This window comes from Ruminococcus sp. RTP21359st1_H3_RTP21359_211015, assembly GCF_040909065.1.
GTDB classification, from domain to species: Bacteria; Bacillota; Clostridia; order Oscillospirales; family Ruminococcaceae; genus Hominimerdicola; species Hominimerdicola aceti.
Map to the genome: position 1 here is coordinate 1 of NZ_JBDGDD010000030.1, position 23,183 is coordinate 23,183.

Consider the following 23,183-nt stretch of genomic DNA (forward strand, 5'->3'; position numbering starts at 1 on the left):
AATTGCACAGACTGCTTTTAGTCACAACATAGAATATTTTTGTTTTTTGCGCTGTCTACTTGACAGGGGGCGGGTCAAGTAAGAGTGCCGTCATTTTTTATGAGCATAACTCCGCTTTTCCGCAAGTCCTCTATATAATCTTCACTCGTCATCATCGTTCACCTCAATACGTTCCTTGCCCTCGCTGGTTTCAAGGGTTACAGCCTGAGCATAGATCAGCCAATCATTCAGGCAGTCCAGGGAGCAGTAGCTCTGATTGGTGTCCTGATGCTTGTAATAGCTCTTGCCTGCGGGAATTTCATTGTAACAGTTCGCACAAAACATTATTCGTCCCTCCAAAGATAGATCATGGTATCGTAAACGACTCTCTGCGCCTGCATACGGAGCAGATTGCCGATTGAGCCAACAGCATTGAGATTGCCCGATTCAACGGCAACCTGATAGTCACGGCTCGACTGCATAAGCAAGTCGGTCTGACGGTTTACTGCGTCTGTGACCTTTGTATCAAGCTCGTCCAGATGCTTGTAAATCTCGCCCTTGTCCACGATCTCCTGCAAGAGATCGGGTCGCTTTTCTTCGATGTGGTGCAGATAGTACCTGATGTGGTCGGTATGAAACACATAACGCTCTGTTTCGCCTGTCTTGGGGTTTCTGTGCCTTACCGTCTGTGTGTCGATATCGACTTCCCATACGGGAGCACCGTTTACTTTTTGTTTGCTTTGAAAAATCATAAAATCACTTCCTCTTTCTTGTAAAGTAGTAAGCTGCGCCGCCGACTCCTGCGAGAGCTGTCACTCCTGCAATGATTGCAAGAGAACTTGCACCAGAGCCGTCAGAATTGCCCTCAGAACCGTCTGACGGACTAACAGTGGTATCGTTACCCTCTGCGGAAGAACCGCCCTCAGAAGTCGTTTCCGTTCCGCCTGTGACCTTACCTATCACTCTCGGACTATCCGCACCGTCATCGTTGATCTCGTAACCGTCTGCGATTTCGGGATCGTCCTCCTCTAAGGTGCTGTACGGTGGGAACGTGTCAACGGTATCACCATTCTTGTCTGTCATTTGCCACATACCGTTAAGCAGAAAAAAGCTGTAATGGTTGTCCTCGGTGTTAATTGTCCAGCCACCCTCATTATCGTCCTCAAAATCCCAATCTTCGATCAGGCGACGGTAGTAGTCCTTGTATTCATATTGAAGCTCTCCTATCTCAGTCCAGTCATAATCTTCTGAACCATAGTTCTCGTCAAGCCACTTGTCAAGAAGATGATGTTTGTATGATGCTTCGGGAAAGTCAAGACCATTATCGCCCTTGCCGTTCCACATCTCCTCCCAAATCTCGGCTTCGATATAGTCCCGTTCAAGGATCTCGGCAGCATAGACGTTCAAGCCTGAGCAGAGTGCAATTGCGGTGCAGAATACCGTTGTAATAATCTTCTTCATATTATTTGTCCTCCATATTTTTAAAGTAGAGTTCAAGTGCCTTTTCAATAGTATCAGTGATCTCTTTCGGCTTCTCGCCTTTGCTGAAATACTTGGTATAAATATCGTGGCTGATCTTCACACTTTTGGGCTTCACTTTCGGCTCGGTGTCCTCGCCGTAAAGAATAGCTTGAACTGTATCACGGTCGATATTGCCCTCGCTGTCGGCAGAAGCACGGAGCTTCTTAGCGTTTTTCATGTCGATCTTGCAGTCCTCAGCACATTCAGCGACAACAGCCTGTGTATCTTCAGAAAGGAAAGAAAGCTCCACGCCTGTTCGGATAGCAATATCTCCGCTGTCCACAAGGGCTTTCAGCTCATCAGTGAGCTTATTGATACGAATAAGCCTTACTACCGAGCCTTTGCTGACACCGTACTTATTTCCGATGCTCTCGCTCGTGTCTAACTTTGAACCCACTGGATTCAAAGTTGAGCTGTCGGGTTCTGCGGACGGATTTTCAAGGACTGCAAGCTCCCTCAGAATGTCATTCCGCTTACCCTGAGAGAACATTTCGCTGTGTCTGAGTGCAACGGCGGCAGCCTGTTCGCTGATGCGGAGATTCTCGAAGCCACGCTGCATTACGTTACTCTCGATGACGTACATTTCTGCCTCGTCCTCGGTCAAACCCGTCTTGACGATAGCCGGCACGGTGGGCAGTCCTGCGAGTTTTGAAGCGTTCCAGCGGTTGTGACCGATCAGTATCTCATATCCGTCCTCGATAGGCTGAACGATGATCGGTGACAGCACACCATTCTCCTTGATGCTGGCGACCATATCTTCAAGGCGTTCACCGGAATACAGCTCAAACTTGTGGTTATGGTAGGGTTTGAGCTGATCGCACGGTATCTGTTGAATGGCTGTCTGCGGTGCGGAGAGCATTGCGCCCAGGTCGAACTGCGGTGTATTCATCGTTTCATCTTCCTTTCCATATCCGCAAGCTGTTTGCGAAGCTCACGGTTGTCAATATCAAGCTCCATGATACGCTTTTTCAGCATTTTTATCGTCACATCGGCACGGACGATCATATCCGCAAACCGCAGGAGCGTGTTCTTGTATCTGCGCTGATTGTAGTGAAATTCGTAGCAGAGTTTTCCTGAGAACCTGTCACGGCTCTCGGAAAGGCTTGCGATCACTTCCTTAGAAGTCTCGGAAATAACTATGCTGTGGTCTGAACTGAAATATTCATTCAGCTCACCATCGCCGTGGGGAGTGAAAAGCCACGGCATTTTATCGGTGTCAAAGGGCTTCATGACTCGTCCTCCTCGTCATCATCTTCATCGGTGCAGTAGTCAAGCCCGTTCTGAAGCTGAATGTAGATGCCGGAGTAGCGGTCATGCTCTGCGCCGTCACTGTTCATCATCGCTTCAAGGAAATAAGCCTGAGCTTCTTCACGGTCGTCCCACTCCTGTTTTTTGCCGTAACATACGGTAGTGACCTTGCGGTTGGGGTTCATTGCGAGTTCTGACATACTTAACATCTTGAAAGCACCTCCTGAGCCAATTCATCATATTCCTGACCTAACTTGTGACCTGTGAGACAAAGCGGTGTGCCGTTCTCGGAGCTTTTCGCCGCTTCAATGGACTTGCTGATGCTTGTCCTGAACAGCATTTCGCTGTACTTTTCGTTGAGGGTTTCGATAGCCGTCCTGCTGACCTTTGTGCGATCTACCATTGTCGGCAGCACTCCGATGAGGTTCAGCTTCGGGTTGGTATTTGCCTTGACAAGCTGTGTGAGAGCTTCAAGGGACTGCAAGCCGTCCATACTGAACTTCTGTGTCTGCACGGGTATCAGCACTCTGTCCGCAGCGGTGAGGGCATTGATAAGGAGCGTTCCGAGGGACGGCAGGCAGTCGATCAGCACGAAGTCATACGCTCCGATCACATCTTCCGTGAGTATCCTGCGGAGAATATGCTCCTTTGAGATCATCGTGACCATGAGCGTTTCCGCATTGGCGAGGTTGATGTCGGCGGGAATGTAGTCCACTCCTGCGGTTTCGCTGTGACGGATCGCTCTCTGAGCTGTCTCGGCGGTCACGGGATTTCCTGTGTAGAATGACATGATAAGCTGTGTCATGGTCGGGTTGCCGTCCGGCTCGTATTTCAGGTATTCGGAGAGGTTCGCCTGCGGATCGAAGTCGATGAGAAGCACCTTCTTGTCATGGTTCAGAGCAAGGCAAGCTCCGAGATTATAGGCTGTGGTGGATTTGCCCACACCGCCTTTCTGATTACTGATCGCAATGATAGTGGTTTCCATTTTTGTATCCTCCTTGTGATTATTGCTCAGAACAGCGGATCGTTCTCTGTGCCGATGTAGGGGTTATCGTAGCGGTTGGCGGTCGGTGCGGTGTTTTCACGCTTCTTACCGCCTGAGAAGTGGATCTCCTCAACTTTTACCTCGGTGGACGAACGCTTCTGATCGTCCTTTTCATAGCGGTTGTTGTGGACTGAGCCGACAAGCGTCACCATATCGCCCTTGCCGAACCAATCGACGATCACATCAGCGTTGCGGTTCCAGGCGGTGCAGGGGAAGAAGTCTGTCTCGGCAGTCTCCTCGCCCTTACGCTTCGGGCGGTCGCAAGCAATGGTGAACTTGCAGAGGCGTTTCTCGCCAATGGTCTTGATTTCGGGATCGGCAGTCAGTCTGCCAGCGACTAAGAATTTGTTTAACATAGGATTTACCTTCCTTTCGTGGTTTCGGGTTTCTGTGTTCCTGTTGTGCTTTTATTATACTATACAATATCCCTATTGTCAAGTATAATTTTGAGAAGTTTTTGAATTTCGGCAATGCGCAGCAAATTATCTGATTTCCCCAGTGCAGCTTCACTATATTTTTGATTATACTTGACATATCCCCACTAATGTGATAGAATAGCTGTAATAACCGATCAAGGGGTGATCTGATGTATAAGCACACTTGCCAGATCTGCGGAATGGAGTTTGAGTCTCCGTCAAGCAGAGCGAAATACTGTATCTACTGCCGTGACAAGGCTCAGGTCATGCGGAATAAGGCATATAAGGAGAAGAAGCAAGCCGGAGAAGCTGTTGCGATCGGCAGCGAGCAGATATGCTCTATCTGCGGAAAGCCTTATAAGGTGACGGCAGGCTCTCAGAAGTATTGTAAGGAGTGCCAGCAGAAGCAGGCTCGTTCCAAGAAAATATCCTCAAACGCTCAGTATGCCAAAGCAAATTACAAAACGCTGAAGCTGTATGTGTCCGCCGAGGAGCGTGATGCGATCAAGGCTTATGCAGAGTCTCAGGGTATGAGCGTGAATAAGCTGTTGCTCACGGCGTTGGAAGAATACAAGGCTAATCATGGAGAGAAATGATATGGCAAAATATGCTTTGAAATATATGTATGATTGGGGCAGCGGTATCTGCTTATGGAGTGTAAATGATGCTGCCCGTGAGAAATATGATTATCCAATCGAGCTTGATAGTTTACCTCTTTCTGACAATTTGAAAAATGAGCTTGAGTATCTTATCAATAAACACGATGAAGCATTGGATTGGGAGTATCCTCCGAATCCGCTTCTGTGGTCAGAACAAGAGCAAGCCGACTTTATTGAAAGAGCAAAACAAGCATATTATCGGATTGTCATGGAACTTGGTGATGATTATGAAGTAGAACTACGGGAAAAATGGCTCTTGTAATCACTCCAAATCCCCATTCTTTTTACGCTTGCGGTCTTGCTGTTGTTCGTTGCGTTCCTGACGGAGAAACTCATCAATGGTACGCTGTGCGTCGGCAAGGTCACGCGCCCGTTTGTCCGCTTCACGAAACTGCTGATCTTTCAATGAACGCTCTTGTATAAGGGCGTTTATTTTTTTGTCCAGGCTTTCCACGGTCGGGATATGACCAGACGGGTAAAGTTCCAATACCTTAGTGCGAATTTGCCCGTACTCAGCAAGCTCTGCGCTGTGTTCCTTTTGGTACTTCTTCGCAGCACTTCCGCTGAGAGTTTTCAACTCCTCGCCGTACACTTTCAGCTTGCGGTATTTCCGCAGGACTTTCAGCTTCACCTGCAAGTCCTCAATCTCAGTTTTCATGGTGTTCAGCTCGGAGAGAAGTCCTCGGCTGTGAGCGTATTCCGATATTGCCGCCTGCCGTATCTGATCAGGCGGGGCACCGTACTCGGCTATCACATTCTTTGCGATACTGGCGAGCTTCATATTGCCACGGTCGATAGCGTCCTGAACGAACTTGTTCGGTGGCTTCTTTGTAATAACTCTGACCTTTGTCCTCGGCGTGTAGATCATAACTCCGTGATACTGAGCGATGCGGTCTTTGATCTGCCGTGTTTCATAGTACCAGCCGAGTGTTCGGGCGCGAGTCATCTTGGCTCTCGGATTGCGTTCTTTCTGCTCCGAAAGCATAAATTTCAGGTCGATCTTGTGGTCTGGATTGTACTCAACAAGCACACCATACTCGGCGCACTTCCTGATAAAATCATCGAAGTCCTCGCTTGCTTTCACAACCTGATCTATCGTGTATTTCAGCTTGGCTTTCCACGATAGCCCTTGACGGTTCATATCCCACTCCCAATGGCTCTTGCCCTTCGTTCTTTCGGGGTGTTCGATAACATCCAGATGATGTCGTTTGCATACTTCGTCCGACAGGTCAATAAGCTTCTTCCACGCACGTTCCTTGACCTTGCCCTGATTCATATTGGTCTCGAAAGTTCTGCCGTTTTTTCGGTTCACATTATTGAAGATAACGTGCAGATGTGTATGGTCGGTATCGGTATGGATTGCGAGAAAGTATTGGTATTCGCCCTTGAGGAATTTTTCGCAAAGTTCCTTGCCTACTTCCAAAGCTCTTTCGGGCGTGATCTCACCAGGCTTAAAGCTCTGAATAAAGTGCTGAGAGAGGACAGTATTCAAGCCCGTTCCTCCTGCACGGACTGCTTCAAAATCTCTGCTTGCCTGTGCAGGATCAGAGCTGCACCCGTAAGTGAAGATCAGTCTGCCGCCGTCTGTTTTTTCAGGGTTGGCGATATAGGCTAACGCTTTAACCTCAGTAGTTTTGATTGCAAAGAGTTTAGTAGTTGCCAAATCTTATCCTGCCCCTCCTTGATGTTCACGATGTCTTCGGTATACACGTTGTTCGTGCTGTTCGCTCTCACGGCTATCTGATTGATGTTGTTGGAAATACTTCCGACAAGCCTGTAAATCTTATCAAACTTCTCCTCATCAAAATTGACTATATATCCCTCAAAGATCATAGCCCTGATAAACTCACTCCGTGACCTCAGACCGCTGTTGCGAAATTTGCGCTCGATAGCTTCGTATTCTGCTTCGGTGAGTCGTATCTGCATATACCGATTATGCGGTTCGATCTCTGCTATTTTTCTCATCTCCTTTTGTTCGGGGTTCAAGGGGTGTCCCTCTTGCAAGCATTGTATCGGAACATTAAATTTCTGAGAAATTGTAATGCGGAGATACCGAGCTTGCTGGGTTTGAATCACGCCCTCCGTGCGTGACTTCAATTTGAGCCTTTGGCTCTGTAAAGTTTCCTCTCTCCGTCAGAGGAATTGGAGCTTTGCAACTTCGGCTGCAATACCCCCTCACTTATATACCGCCAAATTTGAGAAATCGGGAAAGAAATCCGCAAATGTTCACGAAAAGTTTACAGTTAAATTTGCTGATGATACAACATTCCGAATAATATGCCGTTTTTTTCGAACTTGATTGATACTCATGCATAATTATGGTAAAATAGCAATAGTAGGCTATGTCCGGATCGCTATCTGACAGAAGAATATATTTCATTTAGGGGCGATGCGTGAACGGGATAAGTAAAATGCAAAAATCCCTGTTCTGAACTCCGTTTCAGAACAGGGTTTTCAGCTTTTTCAGGAGGGAAAATAAAATGGATCATGAAAGAATTATATACATCTACGATTATCTGTCACGGTACACGGACGAGAACCACTATGTATCAATCAGCCAGATACAAGAACACCTCGCCAATGTCTGCAATCTGACCAGGGTGAAGAACGTAACGATTCGCCGTGACCTTGACAGGCTGACTGCTATGGGAAATCATATCGTAAAGCATAACCGTGAACATAACACGGCATACTATGCTTTAATTGACAAGGGTTTCTCATTCAATGAAATACGTTTCATCGTTGATTCGATATCGATAAACAAATTCCTGACAGCATTTCAGAAGAAAACACTGATAAAGAAATTTGAGGGTATGTGTTCCGATGCAGAGATCAGGCAGCTCATCAGCCGTATCGTTCTGAATGAACGTTGTCCCTCGACACTCGATCTCTTGGAAAACTTGGATAAGATTCATAGATTGATCGGTGAACGGCAGAAAATAGATTTTGAATACGGCAAGTATGACGAAACAACGAAACAGATAGCTTATTACTATAAGAAACGGGAAATGCTCCCTGTGAGCGTGATCTACTTCCATGAGCGATTCTATCTTAAATGCCTCAATGAAAAGGACAGGAAATGGCGTATATATAGAGTTGACCGAATGAAGAATATCCTCGGTGGCGAAGTGTCTTATGTTCGGCTGCCACCGGAGGACAATTATGAGGGGTTCGTAACGGATATGTTTGCTCCTGAATACTTCACCGTAGTCACACTGCGGGTAAAGAAGTATCTGCTCGATGAAATGAGGGAAAATTTTGGAGATTACGCTTCGATCCTTCACGATGAAGATGCTGACTATGTTCGTATCCGTGTACGGGTAGGTATCAACCGCAAATTTTATCTGTGGCTTATGCAGTATGGTGACGGTGTGGAGCTTGTTTCGCCTGCAAAAGAACGAGCTGAGTATTTGGAAGAAGTCCGTAAAATGCTCAGAGCTTATCCTGAATTTGCTGAGTAACAGCTTTGTGACGGCTCTTTCTGCAACTCACAAGCAACTCTTGTGCAACCCCATAATTAATGATCTGACGGTAAGCTGTCATTGTTCTCGGATAAACAGGTTTTGAATAGCTTTGAGCGAATCGGAGCATAATGAAAGGCAGTCGGCAGCAATGTCGGTTGTTTTCTTTCTGCCGATTGACCTTTCCGTTCCGTTGTGGTATAATTAACCTATAATCTGCTTTGCTTGGGAGTGATACGATATGGCAGTCTACATAGTCTTTGACGTTGAAACGCCCAATCGTTCAAATGACCGTATGAGTGCGATAGGCATTTCTGCAATCAAGGATAATAAGATCGTGGCGAACTACTTTTCTCTTGTTGATCCCGAAACACACTTCGACTACTTCAACACTAAGCTCACCGGAATAGATGCGGATAAGGTCAAGGGCGCTCCGAATTTTGCAGAGCTATGGAAGAAGATTGAGCCTATCATGAGCAAGGGTATCCTAGTTGCACATAATGCTGTGTTCGATATGAGCGTTCTTCGTGCCTGTCTGCGTGATTACGGTATCTCTTGGAAACCGACGGCAAAATACCTTTGTACGGTCCAGATTGGCAGGCGTGTTCTGCCTGATATAAAGCATAACCTAAACGTGATGTGCGATCACTACGGTATTGCTCTCGATCATCATCAGGCAGACAGTGATAGTCATGCCTGTGCGGAGATACTGCTGAGATATATCGAAAGCGGTATTGACGTGAGAGAATATGTGAAAGAATACAAACTATAAATCATCAATTATCAGAGCTGTTGCGATAAAGCAATGGCTCTTTTCAGAATTACAAATTCTATCTATCTTAAATGATATAATAAAAAATAAAAGTTTGTTTCCAGAAAGCCAAATTTTGTACAACTGGTTTCATATAATGGAAGCAGACAAGCATACAACTCGATACTTTTGTGATGTCATTGAACAGTTCCATACAAGACTTGATCGGTAATCCATTACGGTCTTTAGGGGGTGATAGCTGTGTACTGGACGATGATAATAGATCACGGTCTGCATTGATTGCCTTGCGGATTTGTTTGTGCTGATACAGAAGTTGAGTGTGTTATGCTGTAAACTCTCGGCATAAAGGGCGGTCTGAGCAGATCAGGCCGCCCTTTTTCTTACTCATAATGTGATAGGAAAATGAAATTTTGGTGAAAAGTTGCCGCACTATAATTTTGCACAAAGAGTAATTTTTCAACATGGAACTGAGGTTTGAATGAGTTAGGTGGAAATGTTGAATCGGTAGTGTATTATCGAAAAGTGCAGGAAAATGGGGCTTTTATAAAAATCGAGTGTTCCCGAACGGGAACGCTGAGAAGTTGCTTTTTACGCTGTAATGGTTCATAATAATATAGAACGCATCGAAGCGTTGCTCCAACGGTGAACCTTACTGCGCAGGAGGGTTACTCGATCACTGTATGGAAACTGAATATGAAACGATCGAATGGACGAGTAATGTTTGATTGTCGGACGGGTATATTCCGAATGACAGGCTTACTATGTTCATTTGCTGATTTCCGTCTGACAGAAAGGACGGAACCGGTATTATGAATGATTTACATACTCCTCAGATTTCATTATTCAGCGAACATGAGGAGCCGCAAAGCTACGAAGTTTACGTTTACGGGACTGATGATCTCAATGAGCAGAACAAGGACAGCTTCTGCGTGGCATTATGTCGGTATTTAGACGAGATCAATATAAGCCAGAAAACGCTTGCAAGACTGACGGGAATTGCTCCATCTACGCTCTCACGGTATCTTTCGGGTAAAAGGAAGATGCAATATGATTACCTCTGTGCGGTCTGTATAGCAATCAGACTTCACCCTTTCAGGCAGCGTTACTTGTTTTCGCTTCTGCTGTATGCGATGCCAGGCGACCAGGATTACAGAAAAGCAGATAAGAATATCATCAGGGCTTATCTTGACGGCTGTGCATTCGATAAACGTTATACGCTGACAGCCTGCAATGAACAGTTGAAGGCAATCCATACCAAACCTCTTACAAACCTGACCTCTGCTAAGGAGGACAGTGAGTAATGGGAAGATTTATGTATGTCCACTTTGGCGATGATGTTCCCCGTAACATCGAGAAAGAGTACAACAAGCTCTTGCGAAAAGAACGATACCTTGAGGAGTTGGATGCAAAAAACGGAAAGATCTATCCCGATTTTGACGATGTTCTATCTTCAAATCCCGATCCTGCGAGTATTCCCATAAGCGAGGAAGAAGAAAAGGATCAAATCAGGCACCGGAACAGGCTTGATTATCTGCCTGATGCCTTAGAACTGCTGAAATCGGATTTTCCTGAAGGGTATGAGCTTATACGGGACTACTTTCTGAGAGAGGATAAGGTGACGATGTGGTATCTCGTTGAGAAATACGGTTTATCAATTGACATGGTACGATACCGAATCAAGATTGCAAAGCAGAAGCTCAAGGAGTATATCATCTTGCACGAAAACGAATAAAGAAATATGTGCAGAACGCTGATTTTTTCTTTTTGGAGAAAGAAACATGGGAAAAACCTTCCCGATTTTGCAAAATCCTCGGTTGATATATAGAGGGGTTCATACCGCTGATGGCTGAAAAGGGTACGGATCACTCGCTGACATATCCTATCCTCCGTGATGAGGGACGGTACGGTTCTTCCATTTGCCGCACCGTCCCATACTTTCAACTATGCTTTCATGTTAATTTCTTTTATTATTCTGTCAACAGCAGAGATGCTGTTGGGAGTGTACGTCCTTCGGAGCGTACATTGCCAAAGGCATCTCACACATTCCTCTTAGTTTTGTTTGACGGCTGATATGCTGTCGGGAGCTTCCTCTCGATTTGAGGGGAAGCTGCCAACAGTACATCAAATATCAGGCATAAAAATAACTGACAACGATGCACTTAGTATCTTGACAATAGAATATGGAACATCTACGCTTTTTCAGTTTCTTTTCTTCTGATAGGAAGGAGGTTATGTCCTATGGATTCAATACCGCTTGAAGTTGTATATAAGAATATGTATAGCGAATATCCTGAGATACTGGAAGTAAAGGACTTATGTGAAATTCTCGGCTATGGAAAGAAAAAGGTTTATCAGCTTATCAAGGAAGGACAACTCAAAAAAATTCCTTGTGGTAGAACAATCAAGGTCGCAAAAGCTACGGTTATAGATTTCGTTCTGCAATGCGCACAAAAATAACTGGTAGAAATGTCCCTTGTGTCAAATTTTGTAGAAGTGGTAGGAAAACGCTTGCAAATGACTTTGTTTCGCGCTACAATATAGTTATGAGGTCAATAGCGCAGACCACCGCTTTCGACATAAGGAGGATAATATAATGAAAGCAAGTCTGCCTTTTAAGTACATTATTGCCGAAAAGAAGGGCAAAAACTATGTTGTCTTTGATTTCAAGGACGATAGTGGCAAGCGTAAGAGAAAATGGGTTACAACCGACTTGCCTGTTGACTGTTCTTATAAAGCACTGACAGCAAAGGTGAACGTAATAGTAGCAAAGTTCTATGAGGAGTTTCTCACAGGCAGCTTAACAAAAGTCAAGGAAACCCCAAAGGAAAAGACAGAACTCAGCGAGGAGGTTCTCAGTGATGATGCTGTATGCAAGACAGGTTTTGAGTTCACAGCATTTCTTGACTACTGGCTTGAAACAATCAGACCGACAATCGCACGAACCTCTTATGAAAGCTACAATCGCTATATCACCAGGATCAAAAACTATTTTGACGAGCGTTATCCGCATCTTCTTCTTGGCAACCTGACAGCTTTACAGCTTCAGCAGTTCTATAACGATAAGTTCAACAGCGGTCTTTCGGGCAATTCGGTAAAGCATTACCATGCCAATATCCACAAAGCACTAAAATATGCTGTAAAAATGGATATGCTCGATGTAAACGTCGCAGATAAGGTTGAACTGCCGAAAATCCAGAAGTTTGAAGCCAATTTCTACAACAAGGACGAGTTGGAACAGCTCTTTGAAGTATTCAAGGGCGATAGACTTGAACTTGTGGTACATATTGCAGCCTACTACGGACTTCGCAAGAGCGAGATTATTGGTTTGAAGTGGGATTCCGTCAACTTTGAGGAAAAGAAACTCACGGTTCGCCGTAAGGTTTCCAGCACTTATGGCGGCGGCAAAGAAATGATTTTTGTCGAAAATCAGCTTAAAACTGAGTCCAGTGTAAGAACTTTTCCCTTGATTCCTCATATTGAGCAGATGCTAATAGAACGCAAAACCCTTGAAGAATACTACTCGAAGCTCCTCGGTAAAGACTTTGACAGGGAATATGACGGCTTTGTGTGCCGTGACAACTTCGGTAAGCTGATTACGCCAAACTTTGTAACTACTCACTTCAAGTACATCATTAAGAAAAATAAGCTCAAACACATTCGATTCCATGATCTTCGTCATTCATGTGCCAGTCTGTTGCTGGCAAACGGAGTATCCATGAAGGCGATCCAGGAGTGGCTCGGACATTCAACATTTAATGTTACAGCCAATTTTTATAGTCACCTCGACTTTCATTCCAAAGTGGAGTCTGCGGAGACTATCGCCAAAGTGTTGGGTGGAGACAGTACAGATACGGAACAGGCTATCCATGATAAAGGTTCAGAGGACGAAAAAAATCGCAAGTCCTCAACCTGAGAACCTGCGATAATAGTGTGCCGATCGTCTACCCATTCTACCACGGCGGCATTATAAAAAAAGTAAAAAAAGTTAATCAAGTCAACTTGACACGGGGGATAAAAATCTTTTGTGCTAAGACCAAAAATGAAAGTGAAATTGAAAAAAGCAGCGATTTTGGTAGAAAATTTGGTAGAAATCCGGTAGAAAAAAGCTCATACACAAGAAACTTTTCTACCAAATCAGTCAGAAAACAAGAAAAGAATGCCGTAAAATCGACATTCTTTCAATGGTGCCGCTAACCGGACTTGAACCGGTACGGGTTTTACCCCGAGGGATTTTAAGTCCCTTGTGTCTGCCTATTCCACCACAGCGGCATGTAAGATATATTATAACACTTTTTTTGCAAAATGTCAACGCTTTTTTTGCAAATTACAAGTTGTTAAATAGGGATAAATGGTAATTGTGGAATGGCAACGGTGTTTATTTTAAATCTTTTTGCCTTGAAACTGAAAATCTGTAGATAAATACAGATATCAAAGCGGTGACGACTTCTGTTATCCAGAATGCGTTCCATACGCCTGTTGGTCCTGTGAGCTTGCAGAGGAAAAACGCAAGTGGCAGTATTATCGCAATAAATCTGCACAGAGATATCATAAGCGACGGAATGCCCATGCCAAGTCCCTCCAGCGCACCTGATGAGGTGACGGATACTGCGGAGATAACAAAGCCGATACAGATAAGGCGAAGTGCTGTTTTGCCTATGGCGATAGTGTCAGCGTTTTCCGTGAAAAGCCCTATGAGCTTGGCTGGGAAAAGTGCGCATATGATAGTTCCTGCCGCCAATATCACACCTGTCATGTAAAGAACAATGCGGTAAATTTTCTTCACACGCTCCTTCTCGCCTGCTCCGTAGTTAAAACTGATAACTGGTCGCATACCCTGAATAACACCATTTGCGGGTAGATAAAGAAAGGTCTGGAGCTTGTAGTAAATTCCAAGAACAAGCACATAGCTTTGTGAATATGCCGCAAGTATGCCGTTGAGGGCGGATATGAGAAGTGACGGCAGCGCAAGATTAAGTGTTGCAGGAATGCCTATGGAGTACATCTTTGCGATTATCATGCCGTCAGGACGCTTGTGTTTTGCGGAAAGCTTAACAGGAAGCTCACAGCGAAGATATGCTATTATGTATATGACAAGGGTCAGCACCTGACCGATACCGGTGGCGAGTGCCGCACCCTTTATACCCATCTCAGGAAAAAATCCAACGCCAAAAATAAGCAGAGGGTCAAGGATTATGTTTGCAATACAGCCGCAGAGCATACTGAACATTGATATCTTCATTCTGCCGACAGATTGGAATATCTTCTCAAATGCAATGGCAAGCATTAATGCAGGAGAGAATGTAAATACAATGTTGCAATACTGCACGCCAAGATCTACAACGTTTTTATTACTTGTGAACATAGATAGAAATGCAGGCATTATAAGTATACATATTATCATTAGCACAATACCATGCAAAGCCGAAAGGGCAAGCCCCTGAGTTGCGGCAATGTCAGCCTTTTCCTTTCTGCCTGCACCTAGATATATGGCAATGACCGCATTGATGCCGATACCAAAGCCGATAGCAGTGGCACTTATAAAATTCTGCACAGGGAACACCAGTGAAAGCGATGTCATTGCGTCCTCGCTTATCTTTGCCACGAAAAAGCTGTCAATGATGTTGTAAAGAGAGTTTACAAGCATTGATATCACCATTGGCAGGGACATTGAAAGCAGAAGAGGGAAGATCGGTCTTGTTTTCATGAAATCACTGTTCATTTATTTTTTTACACTCCTTTGTCTGTGGGCAGAAAAAAAGCCGCACAGCTTGTTTGCTGTGTGGCGAAAAGTGACATACTGTCAGGAAAAATCCACGCAAGTTTTACAAAGTATATTTTAACATAGCGGTATGTTTTTGTCAATAAATTTCTTTTAATATTATGTTTCAAAAAAGTATACAAACACGCTAATTGTAGATTGACAAGATTTTTCTGCTATGGTAAAATGTTATTATGATAATTTATGTTAGGGGAGAAAGCGTAATGACTTTTATAGAGTGGCTCAAAGACTGTAATGAAGCAGACCCTTTGACTAAAAAGGTTTACATATGTAATGATTATCTCAACGCTGAGAGAATGTTGGAGAACGCAAGCGGTGAAAATATTGTTATAAGGCTTGAAAGATACACAGTCGCAGATCATGCAAAGCATATTATCGAAACCAGTGCCGAGTATATGGACAGCAGGATAATAACGCTGTCAAATGCTGAGGGCTGTGAGATAGTAAGACGTATTATTGATGAAAGCGGTATAAACTATTTTAAAAGCGATGACCATAATGCCTGCATGGAGATATTTAAGACAATATCAGAGCTTAGAATGAACTGTATACGCCCTGATTCACTGTCCTTTGACAGCAGACGTATCAACACGCTGAGTGCGATCTTTCAAGCGTATGAAAATAAGCTTTCAGACAGCAAACTATATGACAGTGCAAAGCTCATAAGCATCGCCAGCGGTCTTATAAAGGCTGGTAAGGCAGACGTGAACAGCGTTCATTTTGCATATGACAAAGAAATAGAAGCTGACAAGCTGACAGCGGAGTATATAGGGCTTTTGCCTGATCCTGCGGTTATAGATAGTATGGCTGATATGAGCGATGAGCAGTATCAGAATGGTCTGAGAAAATTAGCACAAAAGGCGGAGCTTTGGAGAAATTATGGCGTAACAAACGAGGTGGAGAGAACTGTTCTACATATCGTGAACAGTGGTTACGAGCTTTGCGATACCGTTGTGCTGTGTCCAGATGATGAGTATATGGACTTGCTCATGAATATGTGCGATCAATACAAAGTCCCTGTGGAATTTCCTGAGGGCATTTCATGCAGACACAGTGACGTTGTTGCATTTTTCAGGGCAATGCTTACATGGTGCAAAAATGACTATAGATTTGACCTTTTCAAAGATGTGATGCTTTCGCCTGTTTTCAAATATGAGGAGATAGTAGAGGACGGCAAGACCAAAAGCAAGGGCAGGATATTCCTTGAAGCACAGAACTCAGGAAACGGCTGGGGCATTGAATGGTATAGCACAAGGGATAGTCAGGTGTTTACGGACTTTTATGATGTCTTTAAAAAAGAAAATGTCAGCGCAAAAGAGTTTTACGGTGGCGTGCTGAACTTGGTAAAAAAATATGTGAGAGGCACAAACGCTGAGCAGAGAAGTTCCATATCAAGTGTTAAGGACGCTTTAATAGGCAGATATAGATTTTATGCAGACTATGACAAGAGTCTTAGCTTGCAGGAAGCAATGACTGAGATCACCGACATTGCAGAGAACGCAAGGTATTCTTTGCCTGCATCAAAAGGCGCTGTTACCTGCTGTCTTATGGGGCGGTATTCTGCGCTTTTCATGAAAAACATATATGTTCTTGGTCTGACAACAGGAAGATTTCCTGTCATGCAGGACGAGTCACCTGTTCTGAACGATAAGGAGAGAGAACAGCTTTTCGGCAACCGTGACCATTGTTCTGACGCTATCGAGCGCAGAAAGCTCACTGACCTTGTGAGAACTGTTCTCATGGCTGAGAGAGCAAACCTTGTTGTAAGCTGTAGTGTTTATGATACCGTGAAAATAAGAGCGCAAAGCCCGTCGGCAGTGTATACTGTTATTGCGGCTGAAAAGGGCATTGATGTAAACAAAATAGAAGTGTATGATTATCTTTCTGACAGACGCAAGGTGAGCGTGCGTTCTGAGATATCATTAAACAGTGCTTTTCTAAACAAGGCAGAAAAAATCGGGCTTCATGATGACGGTGCGAAGCAAAGCGAAAGCCTTACGGAGTATCTTGATAAGCAAAGAAAAAGCCGTATAGATATATTGCGTGAAATGTGCGAAAATAAACATTTTATCATTTCTGCCACAAGCCTTTCGACTATGCTTCAGTGTCCGCTGAGGTTTTTCTATGAGCGTATTGCCCATGTTGAAAAGCCGCAGGAGGTGGATATAGACCGCAGTGCATGGCTCAAAGGCAATGTCAAGGGAATGTATATACATGAGATAATGGAGAATTATGCCAAGACTGTGCTTAAAGGAAAAAGTGCGGCTGAGGTGTCTGAAACTGCTGACAAGGCGATGCTTGATGAGATATTTGAGAGTGTTACGAAAAAATACCTTCTTGATTATCCACCGTTGGATATGGCTGTGGCACATAGTGAGAGAAATGAATATTACACCTGTGTCAAAGCTTATCTTGACGAACTGCACGGCGATATACACTCAGGCAAACGTGAGGTCGTTGAGGTCGAGTATCCGTTCAACGGTGATGTGAAAATAGGAGAGTATGAAGTCACCATAAGGGGTAGGATAGACCGCCTTGACAGGATAATAGACGGCACAAAGGTGTCATATCAGATAGTTGACTACAAGACGGAGGATATCAAAAAATTCAGGGAAAAGCTTCCGGAAGACCCACAGGATCATATTTATGCCCTTGCGCTTGAAAAAGGTCTTACGCCTGTGGGAGAAGTGAGCGAAAGTGATATCGTTTCCGCAGATTATGTTTTCATTCTTGAGGGTAAGAGCGGTCATGTGGTCAGCAATGGGGATAATTCATCTATTAAAAACATGATAACAACAGCATTTGATAAAATATTAGAAGAGGGCTTTAAAAAGTGTATTGTGAATAAGAATGATAAAATTACTCCATGCACGTTTTGTCCTGCTTATGAAGAAGTTTGCTCAGGGGGTGCAACAGAATGAGTGAAGAACAGATAAGAAGCTATATAATAAACAAAGACAGTTATGATAAGAATATCCTTGTTGAAGCAGGCGCAGGTGCAGGCAAGACAAGGCTTATAATACAGCGTGTTATAGGTCAGATAGGCGCAGGTATACCTGTTGAAAAGATAGTGCTTATAACTTTCACCAACGCTGCTGCAAACGAGCTTTATGAGAGGATACAGGCAGGGCTTACGGAGAATATCGCAAAATGCAGCGGTGAGGAAAAGAAACTGTATGAGAACGCTGTTATGAATTTACAGCGCATGAAGATAAGCACTATACACAGCTTTTGTTTGAGTATGCTGTCAGAACAGCCTTTTGAAGCTGACCTGCATTTGGGATTAAAACTTGCCGAGGACTGTGAAACAAAGCAGGCACAGGCTGACTTTTTCGAGAGATATTACCGCACAAATGGTGCGAACATGGAAGATTTCGGCTTTCTGAACAGCAATCAATATAAGCTCAGAGACAGCCGTGTGAAAAACTTTCTTATGGAAACATTTCTTGAGTGTGCTGAATACAGAGATGTTGAGTTTGTTAGGGATAAAAGCTATGACAGTGTGACATTTGACACCATAAATAAGCTTGCCTATAAAGAAATGTGTAACTATAGGGATAGTCTTGTGCGTGCATTCTATAATGGTGCTTTGGGTGGAAAATACGAAGATATAGCAGGTTTTCTTGTTGGTGATGTGACAAAGTTTTTTCCTGATAATATGAATGTCTACGACCCAAAGTATAATTATGTAAAAGTTTGCGCTAATCTTAAAGCTTGCAAAAAGTTCCTTGAGCCTTTTAATAAGACGAAAATTAAGAAAGATCATCCAAAGAGCAATGAGAACATGGCTATTTTCAGCCCAAGTGGGTTTGATAATGTAAAGAAAGAAAATGCACTGTATGCACTCAACAAGACGGCAACGTATATAGAGCAGGCTGTAAAGGCTTATCAGGAGAGTGAAGACGGGGAGAGCGTTTCAAATGACGGGCTTTTGTATCACACTCACGAGCTTCTTAAAAACAGCAGTGAGGCAAGAGCGTTTTTCAAAGACAAGTATTCCTGCATTTATATAGATGAGTTTCAGGATACTGATGTTATGCAGACTGAGCTTCTGCTGTATCTTTGTGCAGACGACAGCAAGCTTATAGCAGGCGGTGATATATGGCAATGCCCGCTCCGTGACGGTGCGCTGTTTGCGGTGGGCGACCCTAAACAGTCTATCTACGGCTTCCGTGACGCCGATATCAGGCTTTATAACAAAATGAAATCCAAATTCCAGAACAATAACGAAAAAAACTGCGAGTTTTTCTCACTTGATTACAACTTCCGCTCTGATGAGCAGCTTATAGCTTGGGTAAATGAAAAGTTCCAGCCTGAAATAAACGGCAAATATGGTATGACATACAGCGATATGATATCAAAGGCTGATAAGCCTGCGGCTGTTTCCGATGACGTTATCAGAGGGGCATATTTTGTCAAAGATCCAGGTGCTGAAAGTGTGGCTAAGATAATATCAGACCTTGTGAAGGTGGGAAAGATATTCGACAAGGGTGTGGAAAGACCTATAAAATACAGTGATTTTCTTCTGCTTCTTTGGAACACAACTCAAATGGAGTTTTATTCAATGGTCTTGACAAATCGTGGCATACCATACACAATGTGGGGCAAACGTCCTCAGAAAAACAGTCTGGTGCTGAAAAGATTTATTGCTCTTGCAGAGTTCGTTTTTGAAAGCTACAGTCCTACCGCAAAGGAAAAGGCTTATTCTATCCTTTGGAGATGTAGGCCTGACAGCATCGATTTTGAAGACGCTGAAATTGACGTAGACGATTATGAACAAAACTGTGAAAGCAATGACGCCACGCTTGTTGCAGTAAAGGCGTCTGCCGATACTGTCAATGAGCCTATAGCGAAGCTTTATAAGATACTTGATTTTCCTGAGCTTCTTTTCGATAATACCAGCAACAGAGAATATGAGCTTTCAAATCTTATCTATCTTCTTGAAAAGTGGGAAAAGCAGGATTTTGCAGGAAGCGGCGAGCTTATGGACATGATGAAAAACGAGCTTTCTGTGCTGAAAGAAAAAGAGCTTATCCTTGACAGCAGTGAGCAGAACTGCGTAAGGCTCATGAATCTTCACAAGGCAAAGGGTCTTGAGGGGAATATCGTTATTATGGCGGAGGCTAAAAATCATAAATTCAGCGGTGGAAAGTACACCGACCTTGTGGCTAAAAGACAGGTCTATGTACCTTTGAAAACAAGCGATTATTCATATATGGACTATCTGACATTCTATCCTAATGAGATGAAGCAGGCAGAGGATAAATATTTTGGCGAACAGCTCAGGCTTGAATATGTTGTGGCCACAAGAGCAAAGCAGGCTTTTATATTTGTGTATACTTTTGAACGGAAAAAACCTGTGATCGATAAACTTATAATGAGCAAAATAGGCAGAGAACTGCCGCAGATAAACAATGCTTCAACGCAAAGCACTGTGCAGGCGGCGCAGATAAACGTCAAGGATATATTCGACGAGGTGAACAACAGCCGAAATGCTTTTGATGAAAGCGTTAAAAAGCTCAGTGAGAAATATGTTAGCAAAATCACTCCTAGCCACCTTGAGGACGGCAAAAAAGTCACTATACCAAGTGGAGTGGAGAAACTGTCTTACAAACGTCCAAAGGGCATAGATATCGGTCATATGGTACATCGTGCCTTTGAGCTTGCGGTGAATATGAGTGGAAAGCTGTTTCCGTATAACGAAACTTCACAGCAAAAAGAGCTTATTCAGAAGATTGTCAGCAGAGCGTATCTCGACTTTGAGGACGAGTGCAGTTCGCAGGCTTCTGAGAGCTTTTATAAGGACTATATCAACTATCAGCTTCACAGTTTTTTGAAAGATAAGGATATCGAAAAATTGCTCAAAACTGCGCAGGCGGTGTATACAGAGCTTCCATTCTACAGTATGGACGGCAATGAATACAGCAACGGAGTTATGGATCTTGTGCTTAAAATGTCAGACAAAAGCTTTATCATAATTGACTATAAGACCAACATACAGGAAGAAGCCGACAGAAAGCTTTTTGAGGAGAGAATTTTAAAGACATATCGTTCACAGCTTGATTTCTACGAAAAGATACTCAGAAAAATGCTCTCGCTCAGTGAGAAAATCAAGGTGGAGTGCCATATTTACTTTATGAATGACGATAAATATATGAAAAACTAGAGCAAAGTCGCTTAAAATATGAATGTGTTAATATTATGAATAATATTGTAATTTGTATCGTTCGGTTGACAATGTGATTGAGGTGTGGTATAATAAATCAGTTAATAATGTCGAAAAAAGTAAAAAAAGCAACAATAAGTCTACACTAAGCGTAAGGAGAACGTGAATATGGACGTGTACAAATTATGGACCTGCGATGATAACAGCGAAAGCCAACTGAGTTCTACCTCTTCGGAGATAGAAAAGAAAATTGACGTTCTCAGGAAAACTTTTGATTTTGTCAGGCTTCTGAAAGCGGACGGTCCTCATGGAGTGAGCGGCTGCGTTGAAAATCCATGTCAGTGTTTTTCTTTTTGGAAAGTGGACGAGCCTTGTGAAAACTGTATATCCTTAAAAACTTTTATTGATAAAAAGCCGAGAACTAAGCTTGAATTTATGGGAACTGACATTTATCAGGTCTTTTCAAAGTATGTTCAGGTTGACGGAGAGCCGTATGTTATGGAGCTTATCAAAAAGCTTGATGAGGACTCTCTGCTGGGTGTTCAGGACAGAGAAAAGATAATGAATAAGCTGTCAAAATATCATAAGGCAATGTATACTGATGCATTGACAGGTGCGAGCAACAGGAGATATTTTGAAGATAAACTTAAAAAGTCCCATGTGCCTGCGGGCGTTGCGATGATAGATCTTGACGACTTCAAGGTTTATAATGATACATGCGGTCATGACGCAGGAGATATGGTGCTTGTGACAGTGGTTGATGCTATAAGGCGCTGTATTAGAAAATCTGATGTGCTTGTGCGTTATGGTGGCGACGAGTTTTTGCTTGTCATGCCTGATATTCAGGAGGACGATTTTGCCCATAAGCTCAGGAAGATAAAACGAAATATCCATGCGGCAACTGTGCCAGGGTATTCAAATATACGTCTGTCAGCAAGCGTCGGCGGTGTTTTCTCTGATGGCAATAGCCTTGACGAAGCTGTCAGCAAGGCTGATAAGCTTATGTATCAGGCAAAGACAAAGAAAGATACAGTTGTCACAGATGGTCACGAAAGTGTTGTCGGTGAGCCTCAAAAGCAGGAGATACTTATTGTTGACGATTCAAATATAAACAGAGAGATACTCTCTGAAATGCTTGGCAATGAATATATCATACATGAGGCGGCAAGCGGCGAGGAGTGTATTGACCTGCTTAGTCAGTATGGCACTGGAATTTCACTTGTGCTTTTAGATATTATCATGCCCGAAATGGACGGATTTGAAGTCCTTGACTATATGGCGGAACATCATTGGATAGATGATATCCCTGTTATAATGATATCAAGCGAGGATTCTGCGTCCTCTATAAGAAAAGCATATGAGTTTGGCGTTTCTGATTATATCAGCAGACCCTTTGATTCACGCGTTGTGTATCAGCGTGTGTTCAATACCATTAAGCTTTATGCAAAACAGCGCAGACTTATTTCCCTTGTCAGCGACCAGATGTACGAAAAAGATAAAAACAACCGTATGATGATAAGCATACTCAGCCAGATAGTAGAGTTCAGAAACGGCGAGAGTGGAAGTCATGTGGTGAACATAAAGCGCATAACGGAACTGCTTTTAGATAGGCTTCCTATGCGCACAAACAAGTATACTGTCAGCGGCACTGAGCAGCTTCTCATACCAATGGCTGCGGCACTCCATGATATTGGCAAGATAGGCATTGACGATAAGATACTCAATAAGCCCGGCAGGCTAACAAAAGAGGAGTTTGAGATAATGAAAACTCACTCCGCTATCGGAGCGAATATGCTTGAAAGTCTTGAGCAGTTCCGTGACGAGCCACTCTTGAAGATAGCCCATGACATATGCAGGTGGCACCATGAGCGTTATGACGGCAGGGGCTATCCTGACGGACTAAAAGGCGACGAGATACCGATATCGGCTCAGATAGTTTCTGTCGCCGATGTTTATGACGCACTTGTCAGCGAGCGAGTTTACAAAAAGGCGTATTCTCATGAAAAGGCTATGGCATTGATACTTAACGGAGAGTGCGGCACATTCAACCCTGTGCTTGTCGAATGTCTTAAAGATATTCAGAACGAGCTTGCAAATGGCGTTGAATAAGAGATGATATGATTTGTAAGGAGTGTCC

Annotated in this window: 22 protein-coding genes and 1 tRNA gene; 11 read left to right on the plus strand and 12 right to left on the minus strand. The window is 43.6% G+C overall.

The window, feature by feature from the left end; translation table 11 throughout:
* Positions 1-141: 141 nt before the first annotated feature.
* Genes AB5Z01_RS11175 through AB5Z01_RS11210 form a run of 8 tightly spaced genes read right to left on the minus strand, consistent with a single transcriptional unit; the run spans position 142 to position 4,149 of the window.
* Positions 142-324: a hypothetical protein gene (locus AB5Z01_RS11175; RefSeq protein WP_046438113.1), complete on the minus strand. Its 183-nt coding sequence runs from the start codon at positions 322-324 to the stop codon at positions 142-144.
* Positions 324-731 carry a hypothetical protein gene (locus tag AB5Z01_RS11180; protein ID WP_046438112.1) on the minus strand — a complete coding sequence of 136 codons (408 nt, stop codon included), beginning with the start codon at positions 729-731 and terminating at the stop codon, positions 324-326. Before AB5Z01_RS11180 ends, AB5Z01_RS11175 begins: the two co-directional genes overlap by 1 nt.
* A 4-nt stretch (positions 732-735) precedes the next feature.
* Entirely contained in the window at positions 736-1,440 is a 705-nt protein-coding gene (locus tag AB5Z01_RS11185) for a hypothetical protein (protein ID WP_046438111.1), read from the minus strand.
* A 1-nt stretch (position 1,441) separates the two neighbouring features.
* A complete protein-coding gene (locus AB5Z01_RS11190; RefSeq protein WP_046438110.1) occupies positions 1,442-2,389 on the minus strand; it encodes a ParB/RepB/Spo0J family partition protein in 948 nt (315 codons plus the stop codon).
* On the minus strand, positions 2,386-2,730 hold the full coding sequence (locus AB5Z01_RS11195; RefSeq protein ID WP_046438109.1) for a hypothetical protein: 345 nt from the start codon (positions 2,728-2,730) through the stop codon (positions 2,386-2,388). The genes AB5Z01_RS11190 and AB5Z01_RS11195 overlap by 4 nt, the downstream gene beginning before the upstream one ends.
* Entirely contained in the window at positions 2,727-2,957 is a 231-nt protein-coding gene (locus tag AB5Z01_RS11200) for a hypothetical protein (RefSeq protein WP_009988041.1), read from the minus strand. The genes AB5Z01_RS11195 and AB5Z01_RS11200 overlap by 4 nt, the downstream gene beginning before the upstream one ends.
* Positions 2,951-3,733: a ParA family protein gene (locus AB5Z01_RS11205; protein ID WP_046438108.1), complete on the minus strand. Its 783-nt coding sequence runs from the start codon at positions 3,731-3,733 to the stop codon at positions 2,951-2,953. The genes AB5Z01_RS11200 and AB5Z01_RS11205 overlap by 7 nt, the downstream gene beginning before the upstream one ends.
* A gap of 26 nt (positions 3,734-3,759) precedes the next feature.
* The gene (locus AB5Z01_RS11210; protein WP_046438107.1) at positions 3,760-4,149 is read right to left on the minus strand and encodes a single-stranded DNA-binding protein; all 390 of its coding nucleotides are present in this window, start codon (positions 4,147-4,149) and stop codon (positions 3,760-3,762) included.
* Between the two features lie 230 nt (positions 4,150-4,379).
* Here AB5Z01_RS11210 and AB5Z01_RS11215 point away from each other — a divergent pair, with 230 nt between their 5' ends.
* Together AB5Z01_RS11215 and AB5Z01_RS11220 are read left to right on the plus strand one after the other, a co-directional pair.
* Positions 4,380-4,805: a hypothetical protein gene (locus AB5Z01_RS11215; RefSeq protein ID WP_046438106.1), complete on the plus strand. Its 426-nt coding sequence runs from the start codon at positions 4,380-4,382 to the stop codon at positions 4,803-4,805.
* Position 4,806: 1 nt separating this feature from the next.
* Complete coding sequence (locus AB5Z01_RS11220) at positions 4,807-5,130, plus strand: hypothetical protein (RefSeq protein ID WP_272111984.1); 324 nt, start codon at positions 4,807-4,809, stop codon at positions 5,128-5,130.
* Here AB5Z01_RS11220 and AB5Z01_RS11225 read toward each other — a convergent pair whose 3' ends face one another.
* Together AB5Z01_RS11225 and mobC are read right to left on the minus strand one after the other, a co-directional pair.
* The gene (locus tag AB5Z01_RS11225) at positions 5,131-6,531 is read right to left on the minus strand and encodes a relaxase/mobilization nuclease domain-containing protein (RefSeq protein WP_046438104.1); all 1,401 of its coding nucleotides are present in this window, start codon (positions 6,529-6,531) and stop codon (positions 5,131-5,133) included. It lies immediately after the preceding gene.
* A complete protein-coding gene (mobC, locus tag AB5Z01_RS11230; protein WP_330019226.1) occupies positions 6,480-6,854 on the minus strand; it encodes a plasmid mobilization relaxosome protein MobC in 375 nt (124 codons plus the stop codon). Before mobC ends, AB5Z01_RS11225 begins: the two co-directional genes overlap by 52 nt.
* Before the next feature lie 494 nt (positions 6,855-7,348).
* On the opposite strand from mobC, the gene AB5Z01_RS11235 reads away from it, so the two are divergent.
* The 6 genes from AB5Z01_RS11235 (at position 7,349) to AB5Z01_RS11260 (ending at position 13,014) form a co-directional block, all read left to right on the plus strand.
* Positions 7,349-8,329 (plus strand): YafY family protein, encoded by a 981-nt coding sequence (locus AB5Z01_RS11235; protein ID WP_117927159.1) that lies wholly within the window; start codon positions 7,349-7,351, stop codon positions 8,327-8,329.
* A 241-nt stretch (positions 8,330-8,570) separates the two neighbouring features.
* Entirely contained in the window at positions 8,571-9,101 is a 531-nt protein-coding gene (locus AB5Z01_RS11240) for a 3'-5' exonuclease (protein ID WP_046438103.1), read from the plus strand.
* A gap of 809 nt (positions 9,102-9,910) precedes the next feature.
* Complete coding sequence (locus tag AB5Z01_RS11245; protein WP_046438102.1) at positions 9,911-10,402, plus strand: helix-turn-helix transcriptional regulator; 492 nt, start codon at positions 9,911-9,913, stop codon at positions 10,400-10,402.
* Positions 10,402-10,833 (plus strand): hypothetical protein, encoded by a 432-nt coding sequence (locus tag AB5Z01_RS11250; RefSeq protein WP_046438101.1) that lies wholly within the window; start codon positions 10,402-10,404, stop codon positions 10,831-10,833. The genes AB5Z01_RS11245 and AB5Z01_RS11250 overlap by 1 nt, the downstream gene beginning before the upstream one ends.
* A 506-nt stretch (positions 10,834-11,339) precedes the next feature.
* The gene (locus AB5Z01_RS11255; protein ID WP_046438100.1) at positions 11,340-11,558 is read left to right on the plus strand and encodes a helix-turn-helix domain-containing protein; all 219 of its coding nucleotides are present in this window, start codon (positions 11,340-11,342) and stop codon (positions 11,556-11,558) included.
* A 136-nt stretch (positions 11,559-11,694) separates the two neighbouring features.
* A complete protein-coding gene (locus tag AB5Z01_RS11260) occupies positions 11,695-13,014 on the plus strand; it encodes a tyrosine-type recombinase/integrase (protein WP_046438099.1) in 1,320 nt (439 codons plus the stop codon).
* 269 nt (positions 13,015-13,283) lie between these two features.
* Here AB5Z01_RS11260 and AB5Z01_RS11265 read toward each other — a convergent pair.
* Together AB5Z01_RS11265 and AB5Z01_RS11270 are read right to left on the minus strand one after the other, a co-directional pair.
* Positions 13,284-13,370, minus strand: a tRNA-Leu gene (locus AB5Z01_RS11265).
* A 106-nt stretch (positions 13,371-13,476) separates the two neighbouring features.
* Entirely contained in the window at positions 13,477-14,820 is a 1,344-nt protein-coding gene (locus tag AB5Z01_RS11270; RefSeq protein ID WP_278649319.1) for an MATE family efflux transporter, read from the minus strand.
* A gap of 263 nt (positions 14,821-15,083) precedes the next feature.
* Here AB5Z01_RS11270 and AB5Z01_RS11275 point away from each other — a divergent pair, with 263 nt between their 5' ends.
* The 3 genes from AB5Z01_RS11275 (at position 15,084) to AB5Z01_RS11285 (ending at position 23,155) form a co-directional block, all read left to right on the plus strand.
* Positions 15,084-17,801: a PD-(D/E)XK nuclease family protein gene (locus AB5Z01_RS11275; protein ID WP_368365541.1), complete on the plus strand. Its 2,718-nt coding sequence runs from the start codon at positions 15,084-15,086 to the stop codon at positions 17,799-17,801.
* Complete coding sequence (locus AB5Z01_RS11280) at positions 17,798-21,046, plus strand: exodeoxyribonuclease V subunit beta (RefSeq protein ID WP_287216015.1); 3,249 nt, start codon at positions 17,798-17,800, stop codon at positions 21,044-21,046. Before AB5Z01_RS11275 ends, AB5Z01_RS11280 begins: the two co-directional genes overlap by 4 nt.
* Positions 21,047-21,214: 168 nt before the next feature.
* Positions 21,215-23,155, plus strand: a complete 1,941-nt coding sequence (locus AB5Z01_RS11285) for a diguanylate cyclase (RefSeq protein ID WP_368365542.1) — start codon at positions 21,215-21,217, stop codon at positions 23,153-23,155.
* The last annotated feature ends 28 nt before the right edge of the window (positions 23,156-23,183 follow it).

What these genes read in the sequence shown, in the direction of transcription:
- AB5Z01_RS11175 (WP_046438113.1), bottom strand. Translation starts at nt 324, where the DNA reads ATGTTTTGTGCGAACTGTTACAATGAAATTCCCGCAGGCAAGAGCTAT.
- AB5Z01_RS11180 (WP_046438112.1), bottom strand. Translation starts at nt 731, where the DNA reads ATGATTTTTCAAAGCAAACAAAAAGTAAACGGTGCTCCCGTATGGGAA.
- AB5Z01_RS11185 (WP_046438111.1), bottom strand. Translation starts at nt 1,440, where the DNA reads ATGAAGAAGATTATTACAACGGTATTCTGCACCGCAATTGCACTCTGC.
- AB5Z01_RS11190 (WP_046438110.1), bottom strand. Translation starts at nt 2,389, where the DNA reads ATGAATACACCGCAGTTCGACCTGGGCGCAATGCTCTCCGCACCGCAG.
- AB5Z01_RS11195 (WP_046438109.1), bottom strand. Translation starts at nt 2,730, where the DNA reads ATGAAGCCCTTTGACACCGATAAAATGCCGTGGCTTTTCACTCCCCAC.
- AB5Z01_RS11200 (WP_009988041.1), bottom strand. Translation starts at nt 2,957, where the DNA reads ATGTTAAGTATGTCAGAACTCGCAATGAACCCCAACCGCAAGGTCACT.
- AB5Z01_RS11205 (WP_046438108.1), bottom strand. Translation starts at nt 3,733, where the DNA reads ATGGAAACCACTATCATTGCGATCAGTAATCAGAAAGGCGGTGTGGGC.
- AB5Z01_RS11210 (WP_046438107.1), bottom strand. Translation starts at nt 4,149, where the DNA reads ATGTTAAACAAATTCTTAGTCGCTGGCAGACTGACTGCCGATCCCGAA.
- AB5Z01_RS11215 (WP_046438106.1), top strand. Translation starts at nt 4,380, where the DNA reads ATGTATAAGCACACTTGCCAGATCTGCGGAATGGAGTTTGAGTCTCCG.
- AB5Z01_RS11220 (WP_272111984.1), top strand. Translation starts at nt 4,807, where the DNA reads ATGGCAAAATATGCTTTGAAATATATGTATGATTGGGGCAGCGGTATC.
- AB5Z01_RS11235 (WP_117927159.1), top strand. Translation starts at nt 7,349, where the DNA reads ATGGATCATGAAAGAATTATATACATCTACGATTATCTGTCACGGTAC.
- AB5Z01_RS11240 (WP_046438103.1), top strand. Translation starts at nt 8,571, where the DNA reads ATGGCAGTCTACATAGTCTTTGACGTTGAAACGCCCAATCGTTCAAAT.
- AB5Z01_RS11245 (WP_046438102.1), top strand. Translation starts at nt 9,911, where the DNA reads ATGAATGATTTACATACTCCTCAGATTTCATTATTCAGCGAACATGAG.
- AB5Z01_RS11250 (WP_046438101.1), top strand. Translation starts at nt 10,402, where the DNA reads ATGGGAAGATTTATGTATGTCCACTTTGGCGATGATGTTCCCCGTAAC.
- AB5Z01_RS11255 (WP_046438100.1), top strand. Translation starts at nt 11,340, where the DNA reads ATGGATTCAATACCGCTTGAAGTTGTATATAAGAATATGTATAGCGAA.
- AB5Z01_RS11260 (WP_046438099.1), top strand. Translation starts at nt 11,695, where the DNA reads ATGAAAGCAAGTCTGCCTTTTAAGTACATTATTGCCGAAAAGAAGGGC.
- AB5Z01_RS11270 (WP_278649319.1), bottom strand. Translation starts at nt 14,820, where the DNA reads ATGAACAGTGATTTCATGAAAACAAGACCGATCTTCCCTCTTCTGCTT.
- AB5Z01_RS11275 (WP_368365541.1), top strand. Translation starts at nt 15,084, where the DNA reads ATGACTTTTATAGAGTGGCTCAAAGACTGTAATGAAGCAGACCCTTTG.
- AB5Z01_RS11280 (WP_287216015.1), top strand. Translation starts at nt 17,798, where the DNA reads ATGAGTGAAGAACAGATAAGAAGCTATATAATAAACAAAGACAGTTAT.
- AB5Z01_RS11285 (WP_368365542.1), top strand. Translation starts at nt 21,215, where the DNA reads ATGGACGTGTACAAATTATGGACCTGCGATGATAACAGCGAAAGCCAA.